Source organism: Synergistaceae bacterium (assembly GCA_017444345.1).
GTDB lineage: Bacteria > Synergistota > Synergistia > Synergistales > Aminobacteriaceae > JAFUXM01.
Window position 1 is genome coordinate 1 of record JAFSWW010000061.1, and the last position, 25042, is coordinate 25042.

The following is a 25042-nucleotide window of genomic DNA, read 5'->3' on the forward strand; positions in this document are numbered from 1 at the left end:
CCTCTTCAAGTCGCAGACGGGCTACCTTTTGGCGAAAAATTTTTTCATAATGTTTGCTCATCTAAAATATCTCCTTCTATACCTTCTAGGATTATATTTTATTTAGCCGTTCTTGTTACAACTTTACTTTATCACAACATAATAATAACGACTCTGATATTTGCGACTGTAATATCAAATAATTTTACAGCAAGTGCAATAAATGATCTCGGATTTCTCTCTATGAGCCTGCGTGCCTGCGTTGTGTTCATGCCTTTGACTTGTGCGTTATGGCTGAAAAAAAGAATCTCGCGGAAATTTATACTTGTCTCGATTATATTATCGCCTTTAGTTGCAATTCTGGGAGCATTATTTAAATTCCCGTTTGAGCCTTTATATCTCGGTATGAGTATTTCTATAATTTGCTGTGTGATTGGCGCGGTTTTGGTATAATATAGCGAAAATTTTTTATTTTTATATATAAATTTTATGAAGGAGAGTGTAATTTTCCATGCAAGGCATAATGGATCAAATTATGTATTACAACGGAATAGTCAACAGTTTTGTCTGGGGGGCACCCGTTTTAATATTGCTTGTCGGTACAGGCGTTTATTTGACGTTATTGCTTGGTCTGCCTCAATTCCGTTATTTTTTCGCGGCACTATCTGAAGTCTTCAGTTTCAGGAAAAAATCCGGCGAGGATAAATCAATCTCATCATTTGCGGCTATGGCTACGGCAATGGCGGCAACGGTCGGAACAGGTAATGTCGCGGGAGTTGCTACGGCTTTACACTTAGGAGGCCCTGGCGCGATGGTCTGGATGTTGATTTCTGCAATTTTCGGTATGTGTACGAAATTTTCAGAAGTTACTCTTGCTGTGCATTATAGACAGAAGGATGCTCACGGGGACTGGCGCGGAGGCACAATGTATATACTTGACAAGGGCGTTCGTGAAGTCATGGGCGGCGGACTCGGCGTAGTTGTAGGCAAATTATTAGCGATCTTGTTTGCAATTTTCGCATTCTTGGCCTCATTTGGAATCGGTGCGGCTACTCAGGCAAATTCAGCGGCAGAAGCTATCTCAATGGGCTGGGGAGTAGATCATCTTTATACGGGTATAGCTATGGCCATTCTTGTTGCGCTTGTAATAATCGGCGGCTTGAAGAGTCTTTCAACTGTTACTACTTTAATAGTTCCCTTTATGGCTATATTTTATATTGCCGGTTCTGTCTTTGTGCTTGTTACTAACGCTGAAGCAATCCCCGGCGCGATCTCTAATGCACTTCACTTAGCATTCAATAATCCTGCTGAGACTTTACCCGGAGCTTTGGCCGGCTGGTGCGTAAAAGAAGCTGTACAAAGAGGTATAGCAAGAGGCGTTTTCTCAAATGAAGCTGGTATGGGATCTGCTCCTATGGTACACGCTACGGCAAGTGTTGAACACCCAGTACAACAGGGCTTTTACGGAATATTTGAAGTCTTCATGGATACGATTGTAATTTGTATGATGACAGCACTTGTTATTATGTCAACGGGGACTCTCACAGGTTCACCGGAATTAACGGGCGCGCAGTTAACGTTAAAAGCATTTGAGTCAGCACTCGGAGCACCCGGCAAATATATTTTATCGGTCGGCTTGTTATTATTTGCATTTACTACGATTTTAGGCTGGTACTGGTACGCAGAGACGGTAGTAACTTATTTATTCGGCGTATGGTGCAAGCCCATAATGAAAATTTTATGGATCGCTATGGTCTTAATCGGTTCAGCTGGTGCGCAGTTTATCGGCTCAGAAGGAAATCAATTCTTGAATAATATCTGGGACATTTCCGACACGTTAAACGGGCTTATGGCATTGCCGAACTTGATAGGCCTGCTAATTCTTTCAGTAACGTTAAAGCGCATTGTCGACGATTACGAGGAAAAATTTGGCGTGCCGGATGATAAATATTTGACTCCGTCTCATAAAGTCTTAATCGCAAAGGCTGAATATATAGTAATAGGCGTTATCGGAGTAGTTGCAAGCATGGTTGCATTCTTTGGACATGCAAATATTTTCGGAACAATAGCGATTTTACTCGGACTTCTTTCGGCATATAAGCGTCAGACTCTATTAGGCTTTATTTCTGTAGTACTCGGCATTGTAGCAGTCGCACTATAATATTTAGAAATTTCTGGCCTCCTGATTTTGTCGGGAGGTCTTTTTTTGTGAGTCAATATATAATTATAAGCATAATAAAAGGGGGAATTTAAAGCATGATTTATCCGTATATGACTCTTAATGATGACACGGAAATAACGCACTCTGAAATGAAAGAAGACGGACGCGTTAAAGTTTATATCGAGACTCCGGACGTGAAAGACGGTTTTCACAGTGTAATTTGCTGGCTGCCCGGTTATGAATGGGAAGATGTGAACGGATATTCGGACTCAGAAATGAAATATTTTAAGCAATTAATCAGGAAAAATGCACATAATATTATAGAATTCTCACAAACAGGGGGAGTATTATGTGCCGCAAGTTCTTAGAATTGGCTCATATATAATATATTTCTGGTCAAATGAAAATAACCCGCTTGAACCTATTCACGTCCATATTGCGGAAGGCCAGCCCTATGCAAACGCGACAAAATTATGGATAACAAGTACAGGCAAAATTCTTATATGTCATAATAATTCTATGATTTCTGAAAAAATTTTGCGCAAAATTATTCGTATCTTGGAAGCTAACCGCGATGAAATTATTAATGCATGGCTTGAAAGATTTGGCGAAATAAAATATTTTTGCTAGTATTTTTCGTATATATTAGTCAAGAAGCAATCTTACTTAATGAATCATATAAAATCTATGCTAATATTATCGCGTGAATCATTACATAATAAATTAATAAATATAAATATTTAATGAAGGGAGAAATTTTTTAATGGCACTCTTAAATTATGACGTGCTGGCCAAGTCAGGCTATAAGGGCTATATTTTGCGCGACGCTCCGGAGAAGATTATGCAGTTCGGAGAAGGGAATTTTTTGCGTGCATTCGTTGATTATTTCTTTGACGTTGCTAATGAGAAAGCTAATTTTAACGGGAAGGCCGTATTAGTTCAGCCTATTGCTTCGGGACTCTCTGACATGATTAATAATCAAGAGGGGCTCTATACTCTTTATTTACGAGGCAGCGAGAAGGGACAAAAGATTGACTATAAGCGCGTAATTTCGTCATGCAGCCGGGCACTTAACCCCTATGCTCCTGAAGGCTGGGATAAAGTTTTAGAACTCGCAAAGAGTCCGGATCTTGAAATCGTAGTCAGCAACACAACAGAGGCCGGAATAGTTTACGATGACTCATGCAAATTCGATGATGTACCGCCGTCTAGCTTCCCCGCGAAATTGACCCGTGTTTTATTCGAGCGTTATAAGGCCGGTTTAAATGGTCTTGTTATTCTCAGCTGTGAATTAATCGACAACAACGGCAAGGAGTTATTATCATGCGTCAATAAATATATTGATTCATGGAAGTTAGAGTCAGCCTTTAAAGACTGGGTAAACAATAAAAATATTTTCTGCTCGACACTCGTTGACAGAATAGTCCCCGGCAGAATCCGCGACCCTAAAGAACTCGAAGCACTCAACAAAGCTAACGGCTATGAAGATAATTTACTTGATGTCGGAGAAGTTTTCGGAGTCTGGGTTATCGAAGGCCCCGCAGAACTTGAAAGTAAATTACCATTCAAGAAAGCCGGAGTCCCCGTTCATGTCGTACCCGATGTTACGCCGTATAAAAAACGCAAAGTAAGAATTCTTAACGGTGCTCATACTGGATTCGTTCCCGGAGCTTATCTCGCCGGCTTTGACATTGTCCGTGATTGTATGCATAACGAGACTATTAAATCATTCATGAATAAAATGCTCTATGATGAGATTATCCCGACATTGCCGCTTGACAAGAAAGATTTAAACGATTTCGCCGAGGCCGTTGCAGACAGATTTAATAATCCGTTCGTGAATCATGAATTAATGAGCATTACCCTTAACTCTACATCAAAGTGGCGCGCCCGTAATCTGCCCAGCATGTTAGAGTACATTGAGGAAAAGAAAGCATTACCCCCGTGCTTAACTATGAGTCTTGCTGCTTATATCGCGTTTTACTCGAATAATATTCAGGAACTCAACGATAAGGGGCTCGTTTGCAAGCGCGAGAAGAATTCTTACACAGTCAGTGATGACAGGTGGGCACTTGAATTTTTCTTTGCACATAAGGACGACTCACCCGAGAAATTAGTAAATGCCGTGTTAAGCAATGAGTCAATGTGGGGTCAGGACTTAACGAAAATTGCGGGACTTGAGCAGGCAGTTATTAACGATCTCAAGAAAATCCGCACCGATGGAGCAGAGGCAGCATTTAAAAGCGTGTTATAATTCATAAATTTTTCACGTGTAATTATATAATTATCCGCAGGAGGTGTTATTGTTATTATGAAAATCTTAAAATTTGCATTAATTCTCGTGTTATTATTTCAGTCAATGGCATTTGCTGCGGATTCAATTTCTGTTATAAATAGTTTCGCCTTCAATGCCGCTAAAATTATAGTCGAGTCAAATAATAATTTTTTCTTCTCGCCTTACAGCATAATAAACGCGTTCGGAATGTTATACGCGGGGGCAAATGGCAGCACAGCAAGTGAGATCGAGAATGCGCTAAACTTTTCGCCGGAATTTCACAAAAATTTTAGACTCATAGCAGAAAATATTGACTCAGAAATTTTTAAATCAGCTAATAGAATCTGGATTCAGGAAAATTTAAATCTCAATCAGGAATATATAAATTCATTATCTGAATATTATTCGGGTTCAGTGTATCAGCTTGATTTTGCAAAGAGTCTTGACTCATCACGCAAATTTATTAATAGCTGGGTCAGCAGTCAAACTAACGGCCGAATCAGAAATTTACTGCAAAGGCTTTCACCTGATACTCTCATGATCTTAACAAATGCAGTATATTTTAATGCTAAGTGGCTTGATCCTTTTGACAGCAAATTAACGAGCATGAAACCTTTTCACGTTCCCGGCATGAGACACTTTAATGTTCCAATGATGCAAAAACTTGCTAAATTTCAATACGGTGAGATTAACAACATGAAAATTATCAGGCTCCCATATAAGAACGGGAATATCTCAATGCTTGTAATTTTGCCTGAAGATAATAAAACGGGACTTGAGAGCTTAAATCATGCAATTCTAGCTAATATGATTAAGAACATGGAAAATTTTCGCGTTGATCTATGGCTGCCAAAGTTCAAGACGGAAAATAATTTCAACCTCAATGACTTATTTATGAGGCTCGGCATAAAAATTGCTTTCTCAAATAATGCTGACTTTTCCGGAATAACTAAAGACGAGCGACTCAAAATTGACTCTATAATCCATAAAACTTTTATAGAAGTCGACGAGAAGAAAACAGAAGCCGCCGCAGCAACTGCTATAACAATGGTACGAGCTACAGCATTTCAACCCGATGACCCTAAAATATTTCACGCCGATAAGCCATTTTTATATTTCATAATTGATAATGAGACGGGCGTAATTTTATTTATGGGTAGACAGACATTTAAGAATTAATAATAATATCTCTCTTGAGTACGCAAATTTATTCATATTCAAGAGAGATTTTTTTTGCGGTTTATTATTTCAATTCGAGCGAGTTCAGAATATCAAGTAATATATCATTGCTTTCATTTATCGCACTGACAGCCGTAAATATATAAAAATTTTCGTCCCCTATAGTCATAGCGTGGCTGTTTCCGTCATTGAACGAAAAAAAGTAATTGCCTTCTCCGTCCGTTTCAGGTTGACTGCCTCCCAAATCTTTCGCGTATTTCTCGGCGATTTCTTTAACTGTGAGTCCCCCCGTATTTCCTGAAGTCATAGCGAGCGCGCCCGGTGTATTATTGCCTTCTTCAGGGACTATAGCAATTATAGACGTTCCATTTTCTAATATTTTTTCTGAGACCGCCCAGTCATCGGGAATATTTAACGAAAAATATTTAAACTCGTGAATATCTGCCAGTGCGCTAGAACTCATACACGCAATTATTAATAAACTCGTTATAAATCGTCTCATTTTGCCGCTCCTGTTATATTATTTTTCTTGTGAATATCAATCAAATTTAATCTTAATGCATTAGTAACTACGCAGAAACTTGATAAACTCATTGCAGCAGCTCCGAACATGGGATCTAATTTCAAGCCCCAGAGTCCAGCAGCTAAGGGAATCCCTATCACGTTATAAATAAATGCCCAGAATAAATTTTGATGTATATTTCTCAACGTAGCACGACTCAATTTTACAGCAGCAGGAACGTCAAGAAGGCTGCTTTTCATTAATACAACGTCGGCAGCGTCTATTGCTATATCTGTGCCGGCTCCGATTGCTATTCCTATATCTGCTCGAGTCAAGGCCGGTGCGTCATTGATTCCGTCCCCTGTCATTGCTACATTGCCAGATCCCTGAAGCTCTCTTATTACGCTTTCCTTCCCGTCTGGCATTACTCCCGCAATTACTTCATTGACTCCCGCCTGAAGTCCTATAGCCTGCGCCGTCTTCTCGTTGTCGCCTGTCAACATTACGACTCTGATTCCCATAGATTGCAGATCTTGTATAGCCTCGTTACTGTCAGGTTTTATTGTGTCAGCTACGGCAATAATTCCCAGCAATTTATTATCCTGCATAAACATTAAAGGAGTCTTGCCGTTTTCTGCGAGTTCTCCGGCTTTGTTAATATATTTTTCTTGAATATCAAATTTTGCTGTAATAAATCTAACACTGCCGCCCGTTAATTGAGATCCACCCGGTAAAACTGCGCTGACTCCGTTGCCCGGTAATGCTTGAAATTTTTCGACTTCATAGGGAACTATATTTTTTGAGCGTGCAAATTCTGTAACGGCCTTTGCTAATGGATGCTCGCTCTTATTTTCAAGTGAATATGCAATCATTAATAAATATTTCTCGTTCTCAATCGGTATTATATCAGTTACTTTAGGTTCGCCGCTTGTAATTGTCCCGGTCTTGTCAAATACAGCAATTTTCATTTTGCCGGTCTGTTCGAGTGACTCAGCAGTCTTGAATAATATGCCATTTTTCGCGCCGATTCCATTTCCTACCATTATTGCAACTGGAGTAGCAAGTCCGAGCGCACAAGGGCAGCTAATTACTAATACGGCAATTCCATAAGATAAAGCATCACCGAAATTTTTGCCCGTCATAAGCCAGCCTATAACAGTTATAATCGCAATTATTATTACAGCAGGAACGAATACTCCGCAAACTTTATCGGCAATTTTCGCGACTGGTGCCTTAGTTGCTGAAGCGTCACTTACCATTTTTATAATTTGTGAAAGTGTAGTATCTTGGCCGACCCGTGTAGCCTCGCATTTAATAAAACCTGATTGATTTATAGTTGCTGCTGAAACAGTGTCGCCCGGTGCCTTATCAACTGGTATACTTTCGCCGGTTAAAGCTGACTCGTTAATTGCGCTTATTCCCTCGATTATAACGCCATCGACTGGGATATTTTCGCCCGGTCTGACAAGAAATATCATACCTCGCTGAACTTGTTCAATAGGGACTGTAATTTCCTGATTATTGCGCAAAATAGTTGCAGTTTTGGGAGCGAGTTTCATTAAAGATTTTAGCGCGTCTGTAGTTCGGCCCTTAGATTTTGACTCTAACATTTTGCCGACTGTTATAAGAGTTAGAATCATTCCCGCTGATTCAAAATAGAAATCGCTGATTTTATAGATTGAGCCGCGAGTCATTGCAAACAAGACAAATATACTCCATGTGAACGACGCAAATGATCCCATAGCTACAAGAGTATCCATGTTAGGCGCAAAATGTATTAACGAGCTGAATCCCGAAATAAAAAATTTCTGATTAATTATCATGATTATCCCGGCCAGTATTAATTGAGCGAGTCCGATTGCGATATTATTTCCTGCAAAAAATTCCGGTAATGGCAGCTTTATCATTTGTCCCATTGAGAAATATATTAACACAGCAAGAAATATTAACGAAAAAATTAATCTTCGCTTCAAAATCGGAGTCTCTCTGTCAATTAACGAGTCTTCACTGTTATTATTATTTTGCGTGCTGATTTCCGGAGCGTTTAAGCTGGCACCGTAACCGGCTTTCTCGATTGCTGCAATAATTTCAGAAGGTTTTGCACTGCCCTCGACAATCATGGAATTTGTTAATAAACTCACTGAACACGAAGTAATGCCGGGTAATTTCTTTACTACCCTTTCGACTCTCGCTGAACATGCCGCGCAAGACATTCCAGTTATATTATAGTGTTTGGACATGTAATTATTCACACCTTTTTTGCTTTTATTATATATGCTCGTGCAAGTGATATAAAAAAATCTCCGGCTCGTGAAAACCGGAGAAGTGAAAAAGGGTTGATTATGATATAAATTAATTATTTTGCAGGCACGGCGTAATCTTTCGTCAAGACGACTCCGACCTGTTTAGCATCTTCATAAGGATCCGAGAAATCAGTAAACATCTTTCTTTCTTCATTTACGGTAATTCCTGCGCAAATCATGTCTACTTTTCCGCTGTTTACTGCTGCGAATAATGAGTCAAACGGGTAGGCAATTATAACAAGTTCCTTGTCAAGAATTCCCGCGATAAGTGCGCACATTTCTATATCGATTCCAGTATAACCGTCGCCGACTTTAATATCATATGGAGGGAAGCCCGACTCAGTGCCGACGATTAATTTTCCGCCTTTAGCTCCGACGTGTAAATCAATATCTTCAGGCTTTGTAGACATGGGATCTTCTTTGTACTTGAGCATAATTTTTTCAAGCTGGCCGTTTGCTTTAATTTGTGCGAGTGCTTTATTTACCTGCTCGACTAATTCTTTATTGCCCTGCTTAAATCCTATTGCGTACTGCTCAACCGTCAAAGCGTCCGGCAAAATTGTGAGTGTTTCAGGGTCATTTTTCTTGAATTGTAACGCCGGAGCCTCGTCCATTATCGCGCAGTCTATTTTACCGACTTTCAAAGCCTGAATTACGTCCGTTGCTTTCTCGTATGTAACAAGCTGCTTAGATGATTTATCACCTAACATTTTTTTAGCGATTCCCTCTGCTATTGTGCCTCTCTGGGTGCCTATTTTGTAATTTACAAACTGGTCGGGCTTAGAAATATTTAAACCTTCAGCAAAGCACACACCAGCACTTAACGCAAGAATCATAATGACTGCTAATAACTTTTTCATTGTATAAATACCTCCATCAATAAAAAAATTTGTTTAATTCAACGCGAGATATTATACACGAAATTTGCGAAAAGTAAAATTTTTTCATGAATTTATTTTTACAGTAAACTTTTATAAATTTTTATTCACTCAAGAGCGCGATAATTTTTGCAGAGATTTATATATTATGAGCATATAACTTTTTTGCTAATTTTTGCGTGTAACAACAAATCAGCGCACAAAATCATTTAGTGAGTCCCCCGCGCCGCCCTGCTTCCTCCCACCCGCCCGCCCAAGAACGAGATTCCACGCCGCAAAGGATTTAATAATTTATATCAGCACTCAAAATATTTACAGGGCTATGTGCTTTCATGAGAGTCAAAGAATCTGCGACCTGTTTTGAAGTGTTAATCATAACTTGCAAGACCTCGAAATTGGTAAATTTTTTCATGAAATCAAACGCTCTGCATAAAGTCTCAAGAGTCACGCACTCAATAACGAGTCTAAATTTATGATTCATGCTAGAAATATATTCAAGAATTCCCGTTAATTCGCCGTCATTGCCGCCTATAAAAATATGACTGGGATTCGGTAAAGATTTTATTATGTTTATTGCCCGCCCCTCGTGAATGTTTATATTATGAACGTGAAATTTTTTAGCATTGCTTGAAATTAATTTTATTGCGTCGGGTTTGCATTCTATTGAGTGAATTTCGCTGAAAATAAATTCTTGAGCTGCTGAAACGCTTATACTTCCCGAACCTGCACCGATGTCCCATAAAATAGAGTCCTGATTTAGTGCTAACTTATCAAGAATTACAGCGCGTATATTCTCATTTGTGATGTGAACGCCGGGCTCTCTCAAAAAATTTTTATCACTTGGCCGGATATATTCATAAATATTATTATTGCGAATTAACACTATTGCGGGCTGGGAGAATTTATTATTAATAAACTCGCTGGGAATTCCTGAAAAAATTTTTTCGTCAAGAGTGCCTAATCTCTCGCCTATGAATATATCAATATAATCAAAATCAGCTAGATTCTTGCAAGCCCATTCGGGAGAAATTATATCATCACAAAATAAAATATTTATTCTATTGCGTTCTATAATATTCAGGAATTTATATAATTTCAAGTCCCGGCCGTGTCCTGATAAAATTTTCGAGTCCTGCCATGATTCGCGGGCATGGGCACATATTGATTGAAGCGAACTTATACCGGGAATCACTCTAAAATCCGCAAATTTCTTTTTCACGAGCGATAATAAACTATACAGTCCCGGATCTCCTGAAACAAGAATTAATTTATTGCCCTGTTCAGATTCTATTATATTAAAAGCTGAGTCAAAATCTTTCAGAGCTATAAATTTTTTATTAACTGGGACTAAATATTTAAATCTTTCATGAGCTATTATAATATCTGACTCGTTTATTGCGTCTCTGACTGAATTAATAATTTCTCCTGTACCTGCTCCGGCTATAGTAAGCACTTATAACAATCTCCCGTCATTGTCTATAAAATAAGCGTCGACTTTAAATTTATTATTTACCCGCGACTCACATTTTTGCTTTATAATTTCTGCTAAATTCTGCCAGACTCTATTATAACCCGTCTCACTAATTATATTTATGGCCTCATTAGTCGTGTTGCTGTGATAGACTCGCGAGATTATTTCTTGACTGGCTCCCATTAAAGCTAAATGAGTGCATAGAGATTCGAGTCTCCCGTCCGAGATTTTATTATGAGTGTTAAATGAACCTGCGGCAACTTTAAGCAATTTCCCGGGATGTCCGCATATAATAGCATGTGTAAAATTTAATCTTGCTGACTCGTCTAAGACATGACCGATATAATTTCCTGATTGAATTATATTTTTGCCGTGAATATCAAAAATTTTGCGTGTTGCCTTCTCGCCCGAATTTGCAAATGTGATATAAATTTTCTCGAATCCCAGCGCACGAATCATATTAAGCTCAAGAGTCAAAGAGTCTAATAATGCGCGCTCGTTCATGGGCTTAACGAGTCCCGATGTGCCTAAAATTGATAAGCCGCCTTTAATTCCGAGTCTGGGATTAAAAGTTTTTTGCGCAATCTCTTCACCGTTCGGAATCGATATAATTATTTTAACAGAATTTAACGGGATAATTTCACGTATAGCAAGCTCTATCATTTTTCGCGGGACTGGGTTAATGGCTGGCTCGCCGGGGGGGATTTTCAGGCCGGGAAGAGTTACGACTCCGACTCCCTCACCTGCAATAAAAAAAATTTCCTGATTGTTATCTCTCAAAATCTCAAGATGAGCTAAAATTTTTATTCCGTCTGTTATATCGCACTTGTCATCGCCTGAAAATTTCTGAACTCCGAAAAAGTTATGATTATATCTAAAAGTTTTCAGCTTGAATTCTAGCCCGTCAAGATTCTTGATTATCACATAGTCCGGGATTTTTCCGGTTAATTCATAAATAGCTGCGGCCTTTGCTGCCCCTGCTGCACATGTTCCAGTTGTTATGCCGAATATAACAGGGCGTTGACTATTGCACAAGCTACAGTGCTGCCTCCCTTGCGTCCCTGAGCTATTATTTTGGGAATGCCTGACAAACTCATTAATAATTCTTTAGCCTCGATTACGTTCACAAAGCCGACGGGGACTCCGATTACAAGGGCGGGATTTGCTTGGCCTGATTTGATTAGCTCGCATAATTTTATTAGGGCTGTCGGAGAATTGCCTATTACGTAAATTGCAGTCGGGAATTCTTTAACTGCACGTTCTATATTAATTATTGCCCGAGTCAAATTTAATTTTTGCGATAAATCATAAATTTCAGGCTCATTTACATGACAGATTATATTATTATTAAATTTTTGCGTGAAAGTTTTGCTAATTCCGGACTTAAGCATTATCGTATCAGTTATTATATTTGTGCCGGATTTAATTGCGTCATGAGCTTTATTTATCACGTTTTCAGAAAAATATAAAGTCTCAAGAAAATCAAAATCTGCCGTAGCATGAATAACACGCTTTATAACCGGCAAATTCTCGTCAAGTCCTGAATACTTACCGGATATTAAAATCTCAATAATACGCATACTTTCTTGTTCGATTTCATAGGGATTAAGCAGCAAATTATTTCACCCCGCAATTTTTTATATAATTCTTGACTCGTTCCAAATCCGGACATGTTAAAACAGGAATCAGAGAGTCAATTTCTTGAATGGACTTATCCCACCATTTAAATTTTAGCAGCAAATTAATTAATTCGTCGTCAAAACGTTTGCGAATTTCACGGGCGGGATTGCCTATTATTATTCTATATGGCTTGACATTGCAGCCAACAACGGAATTTGCACCGATAATTGCGCCATCACTTATATTTACTCCGGGAAGGATTACGGCGTTTTGTCCGATCCATACGTCATTGCCTATTATATATAGTATCTCCCTTTATGGGCAAATTATTTAATTCGGGCTGGGACATGTGCCAATTCTCAAGCGTATAAAACGGGTATGTAGTTATTGAATTCATTTGATGATTCGCGCCATTCATGATAAATTCAACACCTGAAGCAATTTGACAAAATTTGCCGATTATTAATTTATCGCCTATAGAGTCATAAAAGTGTGTAACATGTCTCTCAAAATCTGAATCAGCAATATATGAGAACTCACCGACAATTATATTTTTATTTGTTATAGTCGGCTTGATATAAATTTCTTGATTAAAATTTTTAACGGGATAAATTTTATTAGGGTCTGGCTGCAAATTTATATATACTCCTTTATTGAATTTATGCAATTATAGCAGGTTTTGAATTTCTCCATTGTTCGATGTGTTCAATGTCAAATCATGATTAATAATATTAAGCATCTCCGCCGGAGATAAAATAAATTTGCTTGCAGGATAATGTTTTTTGTTGTCAGTGATTAAATAAGCATTTATTGCAAGGGCTGCCTCGTAAAAAATTCTATCGTCAATATCAATAAATATTTCGTCTGTATGAATCGGATATACTTCAATGCCAAAATTCTGTATCGCTGATAATACTTTAAAAATAGTATGAGGCTCTAAATTAAATTTTGCACGGTGTAAGACTTCTTTGTATTCGTCAATTATCTCACTGTGTAACACTGGTATAATATCACCTGTAAATATTGAATTAATGATTTTAACTGTTGCAGAATCAGCTTTCTTACTCAGCAAGGCAGAAATAATAACGTTTGTATCTATTACTGCATAATACGACATTTTTTAGCGCGTCTTTCTATTCTTACTGCTTTAATTTCCGCGTTAATCTCATCAATGGACATTTCAGGGACATTCTTTGCTTGTTTCCGCAGCTCTTGAAATGCCTTCATAGCTTCTTCACGTGTTATTTGAGTCTTTGCAGGAAAATAAATATCTTTTACTAGGTCTATTTCTTTATTAATAATTCCTGGCATTTATATTTTATGCTCCTTTCATGCTTCGTGTTATGATATGAGTTAATTATAATTTTCTCGCTTATCTCGTGCAAGTGCCAAAGTTATGCAATTCTTATACACAAATTTATTGCGTAATAATACACCTTCCGAGCCTGCCGCCATTATACAAGATCTCTCGCAAATATTGTCAGTCCCTGTAACTTGCAAGACTCTTTGCGAACTGGTAAATATTCCCGGCAATGCTTGCAAGTCATGAGCTTTATACGTCAAAAAGGGTATATTATGATTTTCAGCAAATTTTATAAAAGCCGGCTCATTTGCTTTTATGTCAATTGATGCTATAGCTTTAAGACTCAAAATAGAGACTCCGGAATCTTCAAGAAAAATTTTCACAGCTGACTCAAATTCTGAAGGATCAACGCCACTATTACAGCCAGCACCGAGTATTAAATTTTTAGGCCGCAAAAAAAGTGTAACAGAAAACGGCGTAATTTGCGATAAATTGCTGATCATAATGCCCATAGAATTATCTTGTAACGAGCTTTTATCAGGCTGTGAATTAACAGAAAAGGGAATTTTTTGCGATAAATCACTAATTGCCGCGCCTATAGATTTATTCTCAAGCAAAGCACCTGAAATTTTCTTTATTGAGTCCGGATTCTCGATTACGCAATTATTATTTACTGCCCACTCGTCAATAGCAATAATATTATTTATATCCGTCGCAGTAGTTATTACAGGAATTGAATTCAAGAATGCTGCGATTTTCCGTGCTAGTTCATTCGCGCCCCCTATATGGCCTGACAAAATGGGAATTATAAATTTTCCTGACTCGTCAATTACTATAACGGCGGGATCGTGTAATTTGCTTGTTACATGCTTAGAAATTGCCCTGACTGCTATTCCGGCGGCCGATATAAATATTAATGCTCGTGAATTATTAAAATATTTGCCGGTCCATTCGCTTAATGACTCGTCAATTAAACTTAATCGCGAATCAAGCTCTATAAATCTTTCAGGGACGAACACGCGGAAATTAAATTTATTTGCTAGAGTCAACGCTAATTTTACGGCCTTATTCGTGAAAGCTATGATTATAATATTATTTCCTGAATCCATGAGAAAAATTTTTGTCATACAATCGTGATACAGTGCGATACTCTCTCAAGAAATCACCGACTAAGATCAACGCGCTTTTATTTATGCCTGAATATTTTACGAATTTGGGAAGATTTGCTAAATCGGCTTTTATTATACTCTCTTCAGGCCAAGACGCTTTATAAACAAGTGCCGCAGGGGTTGACTCGTCATAACCTTGAGAAATTAAATCAGCGCATAAACTCTCAAGCATTCCCGTTGACAAGAAAAACACGAGCGATTTATTATCGGGAACGGGAGTTCGGCCTTCTTTACGTGAAATTATAAGGGTCTGGCTGATTTCCGGAATAGTGTATTCAATCTTGAGAGTAGCAGCCGCCGCACAAAGTGAACTGACTCCCGGGACAATCTCAAAATTTATATTATTTCTGCGTAAAAAATTTATTTGCTCCTGAATAGCTCCGAATAATGACGGGTCGCCCGAATGCAAACGAGACACAATTAAGCCCCTTTTATGGCCGGAAATTAATTTTTCTAGAATATCTTCAAGTGTCATGCTTGAGCTGTCATAAATTTCGCAATTTGGACTCGCATATTTTCGCACTAAATCATGATTGACAAGAGACCCCGCAAAAATTATCATGCCCGAACGTCTTAAAATTTCAGCTCCCCTGATTGTGATTAAATCAACAGCCCCCGGACCTGCTCCGATAAAATAAATCATAGAGTTACGATCTCCAAATTAAGAGATTTTGCAAGTTTTTCGCACTCATCAAATTTATATAATAAAGTCTCTTTGCTGTGTGAGTCGCTCGAAAAAATCACTTTGCCGCCGTTTTTTGCAATATATTCTAAAATTTTTATATCAGGATAAGGGGAAGTCCTATAACCTCGTGAAATAGCCCCTGTGTTAATCTCAAACGGCCGCCCAGTTTTTATAAGCGAGTCCACTGCACTGAAGGCAGCTTTTATATAACGGGGATTATTCGAGTCAAAAATTTTATTATTCTCGTTAAATTTCGTGATTAAATCAAAATGTCCGATTATGTTCGCTTGAGTCCTATTCACGACATCAGAGACTAAGCTAAAATATTTTTCTGCTAATAAATAAACATCGCCGCCGAGTTCATTAATTAAACGCGATAATTTTTCCGGTGAACTGTCAACATGATGGAAAACTCCATTACAATTTATATAATGCACCGAGCCTATAACAAAATCATAATCATTCACGGGCATATCCGAGTAATAATCCTGCTCGATACCGCAAAGAATCTCGATTTTAGATTTATATTCACGCTTGAGCCTGTTAATTTCAAGTTTATATTTCTCTGTTGAGTCAGGACTCATACAAGGCTCCCTATCAAACGGAGTGTAAGAATGCCCGGAAAATCCGATCTTATTCATTCCCAGTGATAAAGCGCGCAAAATTATATCTTCCGGCTTGTCTTTACCGTCGCAAAAACATGTATGAACGTGAAAATCGCTTTTAATCATGCCTTCATAGTCTCCTGTTTGACTTTCTTGTCTATTACGTGGCGTGAAGCTAATTCTTTGATTATGTCGGGAATCTCTATATCCATTTCTGCCATTAATACTAACATGTGATAAATCAAGTCCGAAATTTCATAAATTGCCTCGCGCTTGTCATTCTTTGCAGCAATAATAACTTCTGAACTCTCTTCGCCGATTTTCTTGAGAATCTTATCGAGTCCCTTCTCAAATAAATATGAAGTGTAAGAGCCTTCAACTTTCTGGGATTTACGAGCCTTTATTAATTCCATGAGTCCGCAGATCGTAAATTTTTCGTGTGATTCTCTTTCACGGGGCAATAAATTATCAACAAAGCAGGATTTATTGCCTAAATGACAAGCCGGCCCATCAGGCTTAACATATACAAGCAAAGTATCTCTATCACAATCGGCTTTAATTTCTCGTATATGCTGGTAATTTCCGCTCGTCTCACCTTTGAGCCATAATTCTTGACGTGAACGGCTCCAGAAACAAGCAAGTTTTTTATCGAGTGAAATTTGCAGACTCTCACGATTCATATAAGCAAGCATTAAGACATCGCCGGAGTCATCGTCTATCAAGATCGCCGGTATTAATCCATTCGAGTCAAATTTTAGTGAGTCTATATCTAACATTTTTTATTTACAACCTCGCAATATTTTATTTATATTTCAACGTGAATATTATAGTGTATAAGCGATATTTTTTGCCCAGTTTTGTATGGAGTGAGTCCTACCGCATTTAATGAGTCCTGCCCACCCGCCCGCCCACGATAATTTTACCCCGCCGCAACGAATTTATAATCTTACTGGTATATTATTTGCTGCCATCTCAATTTTTAAATCTTTAATCGCAACTTCTCCGAAATGAAATATTGAAGCAGCCAGCCCCGCATCAACTTTAGGAAGAGTCTTAAATAATTTTATGAAATCCGCAATACTTCCCGCGCCTCCTGAAGCAATAACAGGAACATTCACGACTTCACACACTGCAGCAAGCATATCTAAATCAAAACCGCGTTTTACTCCGTCGGTATCAATCGAATTTAATACGACTTCACCAGCTCCATTATCTACGCAACTTTTTATCCAGTTTATGGCCTCGATCCCCGTATCATCACGACCGCCCCGCGCAAAAATATTAAATTGTCCGTTCACGCGTTTGACATCAGCAGAAATTACTACACATTGAGAGCCGTATAAATTTGCCGCCTCAGGAATCAAGCCGGGATTTCTTATTGCACCTGTATTGACGCTCACTTTATCAGCACCGCAAGAGAGTACACGCTCAAAATCTTTAACGCTTGAGATTCCGCCGCCCACTGTCAACGGGATAAAAACGTTCTTTGCTGTCTCGCGTAAAATGTCCGTGAAAATCTTGCGCCCGTCCGAACTCGCTGTAATGTCATAAAATACAAGTTCGTCCGCCCCGTTGTCCGAATAAAATTTTGCAAGCTCAACAGGTGAATTTACATCGTTCAAGCCCTGAAAGTTTACGCCCTTCACGACTCGCCCGTCTTTAACGTCTAAACATGGTATTATTCGCTTAGTTATCAATTTTTGCCGCCTCGATTGCTTGAGATAAATTTATTGCTCCGGTGTAATATGCTTTGCCGATTATTGCGCCGTAGAGATTCATTCTTGCCAGTGATTTTATATCATCAAGAGTGCTGACTCCTCCTGAGGCTGTTATATTCATATTAAATTTTGCGCTTAAGTCTTTATATAATTGCCTGTTAGTGCCCTTCATTGCGCCGTCTCTTGATATATCCGTGCAGATTATGAAATTTACGCCGATTGACTCAAGTTCTGAGCAGAAATCAAACGCATTCACTCCGGAATCTTCCCGCCAGCCTTTAACAGCAACGAGCCCGCCCCGAATATCAACACCGACCGCAATTTTTTCGGGACTAAAATTTTTTATCGCGCTAGTTAATAAATTCTTGTCAGTTATTGCCGCAGTACCTAGAATTATTCTATCAATGCCGGAATCTATATATTTCTCAATGACCCGCAAATCACGGACTCCTCCGCCGACCTCGCATTTAAGCACTGACTCCGAATGAATCCGCAAAATTGTATCGAGATTTACAGGTTCGCCCGTTTTCGCGCCTTCCAAGTCGACAATGTGAATCCATTCCGCGCCCGAGTCTTTAAATTTTTTAGCAGTATTCACAGGCTGTGAGTCATAAACTGTCATATTCTCATAATCGCCGCGTAAAAGCCTCACTGCCTCACCTTTATATAAATCTATCGCAGGAAATATTAACACTTCTCACACTTCACTCTCTAGTATTCATAAAATTTTTTGCTTTCATGTATGCGAGAAAACCCCGCCCGGATTTCCTGACTCACACCTCACAGAATGCCCGCAAAATATCGAGTCCGGCCTGCCCGCTTTTTTCCGGGTGAAACTGGACTCCGTAAATATTGCCGAATCTAATCGCCGCCGTTAATTCAGCCCCGTAATTTGTCGTTGCTGTGATAAATTTTCCGCCGCAAATTGCCGAGTAAGAATGCACAAAATAAACATATTCGCCCTCATGAGTATTAGCAAAGACTCCGCCCTCTTGTGTAATGTGTAAAGAGTTCCAGCCTATTTGAGGAATCTTCAAGCCCGCGGGGATTCTCTCGCCTATGTAACGAATTTCGCCGGGAATTAAATTCAAGCCGTCATGCTCGCCGAACTCATAACTTTTCGAGACTAATAACTGCATTCCTAAGCAAATTCCTAAAACTGGCTTCCCTGAATGAGCCTCATTTATTAACGGTTCAGCCATGCCGGACTCATATAATTTTTTTGCTGCGTCCCCGAATGCTCCAACACCGGGCAATATAATGCGTTCAGACTCGTGCAAATCTTCAGGGCTCGACGTAACTATTACATCATGATTTATAGCTTTGAACGAACTAGCCAGCGAAAATAAATTACCGACTCCGTAATCTATAATAGCAATCATAAATTACTCCTTAATTAGTCACCATATTCATATTCATACGAAGCCGATAAAGCAGCGATAAAAATCGACTCATCTTTAAGCAAATCAGACGATAAACATGATTTTTTCAAGAGCGTAACAAGTTCAAGCGTATTAACCGGGCTGCGTTCCATTGCTTCAAGATACACATCACGACCTATTATAGGCCAATTGATTCGTGTATTAAGTTCACGCTCTAACATAGCATCAAGCCATAAACGCATTGTGCGTCCGTTACCTTCTCTAAATGGGTGTAAAATATTCATCTCGACATATTTTGAAACTATTTCATCAAAAGTTTTCTGCGGCATTGATATAACACTAGGCAATATATTTTCTATATACATTGCATTTGCAAATTTGACCCCGCCCTTAGAAATATTAGTTTTACGAATTTTTCCAGCAAAATCAAATAATCCGCCGAACAATCTTATATGTAAATTTTTCAAACATTCCCAAGAACCGGCATTCTTTAAAATTTTAGGCCAGTCTGCCCATATTTGAGCCCTTCTCTCAAAAGATAATTTATCTACTTCTGACATTATTGTTTTATAGTTATGTTGTAAATCTTTCTCATTTACCGGAAATTTCATTAAATATACACCTCTCTGAAAGAAATCCCCCGAAGCTCATCACTCCGGGGGCTGGGTTATAATCTTCTGCTTTATTCTTTATAGTGTCCTAGTAAACTAAACACTATGAACGTTTCTTAAGAAGGAATAACGATACTGCTGCTAATGCTAATGCGCCAAATCCTGCATCACAACCGCCGCCGCCGCTCTTTCCTACTACTGGAACAACGGGGACATCTTCAACTGTGAAGCTGCCGAGTGTTAATGCATTTGAAGTTGTTGAGTCAGTCGTTACATATCTCGCTGTGAGTGTATGCTCGCCTGCGTCAAATGCATCAGGATATACAGTGATTCTTGCTGACTGGTTCGGCAAATTGTTAGTGATAACGACTTTGCTTGTATCAGTTACTTCTGTGCCGTTGTCGTAGACTTTCCATGATGAGACTGTTACGCCTGAAGGAGCAGCTACTACTACTGACGCTGAAGTTGTCGTGCTATCAGTCAAATTCGCTTGGAACGTTGAGAGATCCGTCGCTGTCGGAGCTGCCGGTGTAGTTCCGGGTGTAGGATCATCTCCGCCTGCTGCTGTTACGTTGACTGTAACAACTGCTTGAGTCGTCTTGTCATCATCGCTTACTGTAACTGTGAATTGATGAGTCCCTGCTGTCATTGTCGCGGCAGGTGCAAATTTGAACTCATAGAATGCTCCGCCATTTATAAATCTAGGCTCATAAGTTACCCAGTCAGCTGAAGGTGAAACTCCTGCTACTGCCGGGCTGCCAGTCGTTGCGTTGACAATTTCAAGCGTTGATGTTGCTGTCTCGCCGGCCTTCACGGTTACTGTCGCAGGATTAAACGTTGCTGCTAATTGTCCCGGTAACGGCACTGTTACTGTAAGAGTTACAGCACTTCCCTTATTGTCTTTGCTCGCGAGATCATAAGGAGTAACTTTCACTGAGAAATTACCTGTCCCTGTAGGCGTGATTGTAATTATCTCGTTGCCGTCCTCATCAATGCCTTCCTCTACATACTCTGCGTCTTCAGGATCTAATGTATAACCGAATAAATCTGTGTCATAGCTGAGTACGAAATTATATCCAGTGCCGACTACTCCATTTGTAACTGTTGTGTCGCCGGAAATTGCGATTACAGGTGTTACAGGAGTCACGGGTTCGTCTTCTTCCTCAACATCGCCGCTGAAAATTACATCCCACTGAAGGATATAACCGGATGCTAACGTTCTTCCAAGAGGAGTCCTGATAATATCATCAAATGCGTCATTGATAACTGTTACTAAAGGTACAGTAACTCTCATTACTTTGCCCGCTTTAACGCCTCTGACGTATTTCTCGGCTACTTCCTTATCATATGAAAGCACGTAATTGTCAACATAGAGTGCAAGTGCCGCCTCTGAACCATCATCAAGGTGATCTGTAACGCTAGCGTCAAGTGCTTCAAGAAGTGCCGCTAATTTCGTATCACTAAGCGGAGCCGCAGCAAGAAACGCTGTAAGCTCTTCTGGAGTGTTATATTTATTATTGTTGTTATTCAAAGCATTGACGAACTTAATCACATCATAGTAATCTTCCATGACAAAGCTGGCTGCTGCCCTTGTCTTGGCAAGTGATTTACCTTTTGTGATAGTAGTAGGAGACTCCTCGTCGCCGCTATCAAATGTGTTAGCGGCATAAACTTCAGCACCGTAATTTGCAACTAACACTAAACCCTCTGGGAAGTAAACGCCGTCATAGATAAACGGAGCTGTTGCATATACAGGATACTCATTTGTAGCTACATCATCCTCATTAGGTGTATAACTAATTGCAAAACCTCTGATATTTGAGCCGCTGAAATCGTCTGCTACGTCAGTATATAGCTGTACATCAAATGATGCTTGATTGTCATCTGAATACACATATGCGCCATCGTTGTCAGGGTCAGAAGCGATCTTTGACGGGTCAAAATCTAACATACCGCCATAGACATAAGTCTCTGCGGGGAATTCTAACGTACATTCATCCGCATCAAAAACGTAGTCTATTCCTGACTCCAATTCGCCGATTGTGTATGTCCATTCTTCATCATCTTCGTTATATGCTACAGTCATAGGCACGAAAGCTGCAATGTCGCCGTCACAATCTGATGTTGTGTAGAGAGGTATTAAATACGTTCCTGCAACAGGGGTATATTCTTCATCAGTTTTGTCTCTAGGAAGACTTGAAGCCGGAGTATAATACGTCTTGCCAGCTACTAACGTATACATAAGGTAATCAGCAAGATCATCATCATCGACATTTTCCTCAGCTACACCGGCTACACTAATTATATAAGCGTAATTTAAAACGTAATCGCCGGGATATAGAGAAACTCTGTAAGTATGACGAACTGTACCGCCTGCGACATGGAAGTCTTGAAACTGGTCATTCTTGATAGTAACTTTGTAGTTAGCATCATTCATAGAAACTTCATGAATTTTCACGCCAGATGCCGGACTTACAATTCTTGTAAATACATTAGTTCCGGAAATATCAGACGATTCAGGAGTAAGAACTACTCTGCCGTCATTGAATACATGAACAGTCATGCTCCATTCAAGCGGGAAGTTAGCCATTGCATCTTTGAGATAATCGAAAGTGTAATATTTCTCGCCCACGCTTGTAAGATAGGGAGTACCGACTAATGTAATCTTGTAGTCCTTTGATACGGGATTAGGATAAATGCCGCTGATAACGATTTGGAATGAGTCGGAGTCGCCTTCAGGATCGACATCAAATGAAATATTAAAGTCTTCATCATCAGTAACGACTTTCCACTCAACATCATAAAGCTTCTGGGGGATCCAATATCTGTGGCTGTCCTCGTTGTAGCTGATAAATGCTTGAGGAAGATCACTCCCGCGGAATTTGAAGGCATAAGCACCCAGACGTCTCATCTCGTAAGTGTCTGCTGCTTCGGTGGCCGTATCAACAAAGAAGACATTATTAAGAATTTTGCCGAGTGTTGAATTGTTGTTGTAGGGGTCAATTATTATAACGCCGCTGTATTCGTCCCCGTCAAACACATCTCCACCCCTATATGTAACAATTTTCCCGCTTTTATCACGGATTACTAACTCGCCTGTATCGGGGTTAGCTGTTACGGTTGAAGCACCGGCGACCCATATAAGTTCTCTTGCTGCTTTCGGAAATTCTTCAGTTGCCATTGCGCCTGTAACTGCGAGCGAGACAACTAAGAGCGCAACTAAAAGAGTACGCAAATATTTACTCAAAATTAATTCCTCCTTAAAGTAAATCAAACAGTTTGCATGACACGCAAAAAATTTTCACACAAACAAAATCATCAAAACCGTCCGCTTGATCTCACGGACAAAATCTAGTTCTCTACCTGTTATCCTTCCCTATGCAGCCTGTTTCCTTCCCTTAAGTGCAGACTGCTCCGCTTAAGATAGTTCAATAAATATACAGCCTTAATAATAGAACACCTCCAGAATAAATTTGCATTCTCATAAAAACGGTTATTCTATGCAGTGTACCAAGAATGCAGAGTAAACAGCAGAAGATTTTGAAGCTTTGTGAATAACCTTGTAAATGGTACGCTGTAACAGTGAGAATTATACACGTAGAATGACGGAAAAATCAATAGTTAATTTTCACATTTTTTATTTAGTTGCGGATTCATAGAGAGATTTTGCCTCATCGAGGGGGATCTCCATGATTGCAGCGATTTGCTCGAAGGGCATATTTGCTTTGTCGTGAAAATTTTTGATAAACTTTGCGAGTATACGTTCTTTGCCACGTTCAAATCCGCGTTTTTCTGCATAGTCAAAATCATCCTTGAATCTTTCTCTTAAGTACTTGCTAAAATTGTCCATATTGTGAGCTGCTTTCATTTACTTAGCTGACTCGTAAAGAGATTTTGCCTCATCGAGGGGGATCTCCATGATTGCAGCTATTTGCTCTAGTGTCATTTTAGCTTTGTCGCGAAAATTTTTGATAAACTTTACGGTTGTTCGTTCTTCGCCGCGTTCTTCACCACGTTCTTCGCCACGTTTAAAGCCGCGTTCTTCCGCATAGTCAAAATCTTCCTTGAATCTTTCTCTTAAGTACTTGCTAAAATTGTCCATTGCTTGTTCTCCTTTCTCTTCTTGTATGACTTCGGGGTCCTTATTGTCCTTCACTGTCTGGGCAATTTCCGGGATAAAAATTTCTTCAGGATCAACGCACTTCATATCGTGAGCTAATTTCCATGCTTTGCTGCCGTCGTCCTTAGCTGAACAGTTAAGAAATAAAATGTGCTGTCCGTCATCAACGCGTATATTTTTGCCGTCAATAGTCTTATGAATCGAGTACAGGACATCACCAAATCCGAAAGTATCATGTTCAGTGATAAATATTATATAACATTCGGGGAGCTGGTCGAACTTCATACCTTTTTCTATAGAGTTGACATCGATAATAGCTCCGTGAAGTCTGACTCGTTTCATAGTTGCGCCTCGTTTGTCGCGTTGGATTTCAATATTGTATAGGCGGCCTTCTGAGTCAATAGCAAGAACATCGATAATAATAGAGCGTCCAAGTGTCTGAAATTTTTGCTGCGTGTGAACTTCTTTGACAGTTAAATTTTTGTCGGGAATAAGGCACTCGATCATAGCTTGAACGCAGGGGATATTATTATTCAGGCAAAAGTCCATAAAAATATCGTCCATTAAAGTTTTATCCTCGAAAAATTTTTGTATAACTTTCGCGTCAACAATAAATTTTGGCGTGTACATTGTCTCACATCCTTAAATATTTGCCATAAAAATTTTTGTGTATAAATAATAGCGTCAATGAGAAAATTTTTAAATATTTTTGCGTGAATATAAATTTTTTTCCGGGTGTAAATGAGCGTCTTGCTTGAGTAAAATTTTTTGTGAGTTCATTACGCGTCAACTGAGAAAATTTTTAGATATTTTTGCGTGAATATAAATTTTTTTCCGGGAATAAATGCGCGTCTTTCTTGAGTAAAATTTTTTGTAATGATTATATTGCGAGAGAAATTTTTGCGTGAAAATTTTTAACACGATACGAAAATTTTTTCCTTTGTAAAATGTTGTATTAGTTGAGATTAGATTAACTTTTTGTATTAGTACATGTATTAGTAAAAATTGCCCTCTTGATAAAAATTTTTGCTTGTAAGTTTACGAATAAATATATCACTTTTTCTCGTTATTCGGGGGATAA

27 protein-coding genes are annotated in these 25042 nt (G+C 39.1%); 6 read left to right on the forward strand and 21 right to left on the reverse strand.

The window, feature by feature from the left end; genetic code table 11:
- From IJS99_04010 to IJS99_04035, 6 genes are all read left to right on the forward strand, one after another.
- Window positions 1–432: hypothetical protein (locus IJS99_04010; GenBank protein MBQ7560989.1), on the forward strand; the 432-nt coding region annotated here is incomplete at its 5' end.
- 70 nt (window positions 433–502) lie between these two features.
- Window positions 503–2140, forward strand: a complete 1638-nt coding sequence (locus IJS99_04015; GenBank protein ID MBQ7560990.1) for a sodium:alanine symporter family protein — start codon at window positions 503–505, stop codon at window positions 2138–2140.
- A gap of 95 nt (window positions 2141–2235) precedes the next feature.
- Window positions 2236–2508: a hypothetical protein gene (locus IJS99_04020; protein ID MBQ7560991.1), complete on the forward strand. Its 273-nt coding sequence runs from the start codon at window positions 2236–2238 to the stop codon at window positions 2506–2508.
- Window positions 2492–2770: a DUF4160 domain-containing protein gene (locus tag IJS99_04025; GenBank protein ID MBQ7560992.1), complete on the forward strand. Its 279-nt coding sequence runs from the start codon at window positions 2492–2494 to the stop codon at window positions 2768–2770. The genes IJS99_04020 and IJS99_04025 overlap by 17 nt, the downstream gene beginning before the upstream one ends.
- Before the next feature lie 133 nt (window positions 2771–2903).
- The gene (locus tag IJS99_04030; protein ID MBQ7560993.1) at window positions 2904–4394 is read left to right on the forward strand and encodes a tagaturonate reductase; all 1491 of its coding nucleotides are present in this window, start codon (window positions 2904–2906) and stop codon (window positions 4392–4394) included.
- A gap of 57 nt (window positions 4395–4451) precedes the next feature.
- Window positions 4452–5594, forward strand: a complete 1143-nt coding sequence (locus IJS99_04035) for a serpin family protein (protein ID MBQ7560994.1) — start codon at window positions 4452–4454, stop codon at window positions 5592–5594.
- Window positions 5595–5658: 64 nt separating this feature from the next.
- Here IJS99_04035 and IJS99_04040 read toward each other — a convergent pair whose 3' ends face one another.
- The 21 genes from IJS99_04040 to IJS99_04140 all read right to left on the reverse strand — a co-directional run bounded on the left by IJS99_04040 (window position 5659) and on the right by IJS99_04140 (window position 24591).
- Window positions 5659–6096: a hypothetical protein gene (locus tag IJS99_04040; GenBank protein ID MBQ7560995.1), complete on the reverse strand. Its 438-nt coding sequence runs from the start codon at window positions 6094–6096 to the stop codon at window positions 5659–5661.
- A complete protein-coding gene (locus IJS99_04045) occupies window positions 6093–8336 on the reverse strand; it encodes a copper-translocating P-type ATPase (protein MBQ7560996.1) in 2244 nt (747 codons plus the stop codon). Before IJS99_04045 ends, IJS99_04040 begins: the two co-directional genes overlap by 4 nt.
- Window positions 8337–8452: 116 nt before the next feature.
- Window positions 8453–9259 (reverse strand): transporter substrate-binding domain-containing protein, encoded by an 807-nt coding sequence (locus IJS99_04050; protein ID MBQ7560997.1) that lies wholly within the window; start codon window positions 9257–9259, stop codon window positions 8453–8455.
- Window positions 9260–9560: 301 nt separating this feature from the next.
- Entirely contained in the window at window positions 9561–10730 is a 1170-nt protein-coding gene (gene cbiE, locus IJS99_04055) for a precorrin-6y C5,15-methyltransferase (decarboxylating) subunit CbiE (protein MBQ7560998.1), read from the reverse strand.
- Window positions 10731–11783, reverse strand: a complete 1053-nt coding sequence (cbiD, locus tag IJS99_04060) for a cobalamin biosynthesis protein CbiD (GenBank protein ID MBQ7560999.1) — start codon at window positions 11781–11783, stop codon at window positions 10731–10733.
- Window positions 11747–12364 (reverse strand): precorrin-8X methylmutase, encoded by a 618-nt coding sequence (locus IJS99_04065; GenBank protein MBQ7561000.1) that lies wholly within the window; start codon window positions 12362–12364, stop codon window positions 11747–11749. The genes cbiD and IJS99_04065 overlap by 37 nt, the downstream gene beginning before the upstream one ends.
- Before the next feature lies 1 nt (window position 12365).
- Complete coding sequence (locus tag IJS99_04070; GenBank protein ID MBQ7561001.1) at window positions 12366–12677, reverse strand: hypothetical protein; 312 nt, start codon at window positions 12675–12677, stop codon at window positions 12366–12368.
- On the reverse strand, window positions 12655–13002 hold the full coding sequence (locus IJS99_04075) for a hypothetical protein (protein MBQ7561002.1): 348 nt from the start codon (window positions 13000–13002) through the stop codon (window positions 12655–12657). Before IJS99_04075 ends, IJS99_04070 begins: the two co-directional genes overlap by 23 nt.
- A 33-nt stretch (window positions 13003–13035) precedes the next feature.
- The gene (locus tag IJS99_04080) at window positions 13036–13485 is read right to left on the reverse strand and encodes a putative toxin-antitoxin system toxin component, PIN family (GenBank protein ID MBQ7561003.1); all 450 of its coding nucleotides are present in this window, start codon (window positions 13483–13485) and stop codon (window positions 13036–13038) included.
- The gene (locus IJS99_04085) at window positions 13467–13679 is read right to left on the reverse strand and encodes a hypothetical protein (protein MBQ7561004.1); all 213 of its coding nucleotides are present in this window, start codon (window positions 13677–13679) and stop codon (window positions 13467–13469) included. The genes IJS99_04080 and IJS99_04085 overlap by 19 nt, the downstream gene beginning before the upstream one ends.
- Before the next feature lie 42 nt (window positions 13680–13721).
- On the reverse strand, window positions 13722–14798 hold the full coding sequence (locus IJS99_04090) for a cobalt-precorrin 5A hydrolase (GenBank protein MBQ7561005.1): 1077 nt from the start codon (window positions 14796–14798) through the stop codon (window positions 13722–13724).
- Complete coding sequence (gene cobM / locus IJS99_04095) at window positions 14764–15483, reverse strand: precorrin-4 C(11)-methyltransferase (protein ID MBQ7561006.1); 720 nt, start codon at window positions 15481–15483, stop codon at window positions 14764–14766. The genes IJS99_04090 and cobM overlap by 35 nt, the downstream gene beginning before the upstream one ends.
- Window positions 15480–16256, reverse strand: a complete 777-nt coding sequence (locus IJS99_04100; protein ID MBQ7561007.1) for a histidinol-phosphatase — start codon at window positions 16254–16256, stop codon at window positions 15480–15482. The genes cobM and IJS99_04100 overlap by 4 nt, the downstream gene beginning before the upstream one ends.
- The gene (locus IJS99_04105; protein ID MBQ7561008.1) at window positions 16253–16906 is read right to left on the reverse strand and encodes a bifunctional phosphoribosyl-AMP cyclohydrolase/phosphoribosyl-ATP diphosphatase HisIE; all 654 of its coding nucleotides are present in this window, start codon (window positions 16904–16906) and stop codon (window positions 16253–16255) included. Before IJS99_04105 ends, IJS99_04100 begins: the two co-directional genes overlap by 4 nt.
- A 162-nt stretch (window positions 16907–17068) precedes the next feature.
- Window positions 17069–17827: an imidazole glycerol phosphate synthase subunit HisF gene (hisF, locus tag IJS99_04110; GenBank protein MBQ7561009.1), complete on the reverse strand. Its 759-nt coding sequence runs from the start codon at window positions 17825–17827 to the stop codon at window positions 17069–17071.
- Entirely contained in the window at window positions 17817–18542 is a 726-nt protein-coding gene (gene hisA / locus IJS99_04115) for a 1-(5-phosphoribosyl)-5-[(5-phosphoribosylamino)methylideneamino]imidazole-4-carboxamide isomerase (protein ID MBQ7561010.1), read from the reverse strand. Before hisA ends, hisF begins: the two co-directional genes overlap by 11 nt.
- Window positions 18543–18621: 79 nt before the next feature.
- Complete coding sequence (hisH, locus tag IJS99_04120) at window positions 18622–19230, reverse strand: imidazole glycerol phosphate synthase subunit HisH (GenBank protein ID MBQ7561011.1); 609 nt, start codon at window positions 19228–19230, stop codon at window positions 18622–18624.
- Between the two features lie 14 nt (window positions 19231–19244).
- Complete coding sequence (locus IJS99_04125; protein ID MBQ7561012.1) at window positions 19245–19841, reverse strand: Fic family protein; 597 nt, start codon at window positions 19839–19841, stop codon at window positions 19245–19247.
- 103 nt (window positions 19842–19944) lie between these two features.
- The gene (locus IJS99_04130; GenBank protein ID MBQ7561013.1) at window positions 19945–23088 is read right to left on the reverse strand and encodes a hypothetical protein; all 3144 of its coding nucleotides are present in this window, start codon (window positions 23086–23088) and stop codon (window positions 19945–19947) included.
- Window positions 23089–23478: 390 nt separating this feature from the next.
- Window positions 23479–23709: a hypothetical protein gene (locus IJS99_04135; GenBank protein MBQ7561014.1), complete on the reverse strand. Its 231-nt coding sequence runs from the start codon at window positions 23707–23709 to the stop codon at window positions 23479–23481.
- Window positions 23710–24591, reverse strand: coding sequence for an Rpn family recombination-promoting nuclease/putative transposase (locus tag IJS99_04140; protein MBQ7561015.1), 882 nt, complete (start codon window positions 24589–24591; stop codon window positions 23710–23712).
- Between the last annotated feature and the right edge of the window lie 451 nt (window positions 24592–25042).

Coding starts and splice junctions, on each gene's coding strand:
- IJS99_04015 (MBQ7560990.1), top strand. CDS start 503: ATGGATCAAATTATGTATTACAACGGAATAGTCAACAGTTTTGTCTGG.
- IJS99_04020 (MBQ7560991.1), top strand. CDS start 2,236: ATGATTTATCCGTATATGACTCTTAATGATGACACGGAAATAACGCAC.
- IJS99_04030 (MBQ7560993.1), top strand. CDS start 2,904: ATGGCACTCTTAAATTATGACGTGCTGGCCAAGTCAGGCTATAAGGGC.
- IJS99_04035 (MBQ7560994.1), top strand. CDS start 4,452: ATGAAAATCTTAAAATTTGCATTAATTCTCGTGTTATTATTTCAGTCA.
- IJS99_04040 (MBQ7560995.1), bottom strand. CDS start 6,096: ATGAGACGATTTATAACGAGTTTATTAATAATTGCGTGTATGAGTTCT.
- IJS99_04045 (MBQ7560996.1), bottom strand. CDS start 8,336: ATGTCCAAACACTATAATATAACTGGAATGTCTTGCGCGGCATGTTCA.
- IJS99_04050 (MBQ7560997.1), bottom strand. CDS start 9,259: ATGAAAAAGTTATTAGCAGTCATTATGATTCTTGCGTTAAGTGCTGGT.
- IJS99_04080 (MBQ7561003.1), bottom strand. CDS start 13,485: ATGTCGTATTATGCAGTAATAGATACAAACGTTATTATTTCTGCCTTG.
- IJS99_04085 (MBQ7561004.1), bottom strand. CDS start 13,679: ATGCCAGGAATTATTAATAAAGAAATAGACCTAGTAAAAGATATTTAT.
- IJS99_04090 (MBQ7561005.1), bottom strand. CDS start 14,798: ATGACAAAAATTTTTCTCATGGATTCAGGAAATAATATTATAATCATA.
- cobM (MBQ7561006.1), bottom strand. CDS start 15,483: ATGATTTATTTTATCGGAGCAGGTCCGGGGGCTGTTGATTTAATCACA.
- IJS99_04100 (MBQ7561007.1), bottom strand. CDS start 16,256: ATGATTAAAAGCGATTTTCACGTTCATACATGTTTTTGCGACGGTAAA.
- IJS99_04105 (MBQ7561008.1), bottom strand. CDS start 16,906: ATGTTAGATATAGACTCACTAAAATTTGACTCGAATGGATTAATACCG.
- hisH (MBQ7561011.1), bottom strand. CDS start 19,230: ATGATTGCTATTATAGATTACGGAGTCGGTAATTTATTTTCGCTGGCT.
- IJS99_04125 (MBQ7561012.1), bottom strand. CDS start 19,841: ATGAAATTTCCGGTAAATGAGAAAGATTTACAACATAACTATAAAACA.
- IJS99_04135 (MBQ7561014.1), bottom strand. CDS start 23,709: ATGAAAGCAGCTCACAATATGGACAATTTTAGCAAGTACTTAAGAGAA.
- IJS99_04140 (MBQ7561015.1), bottom strand. CDS start 24,591: ATGTACACGCCAAAATTTATTGTTGACGCGAAAGTTATACAAAAATTT.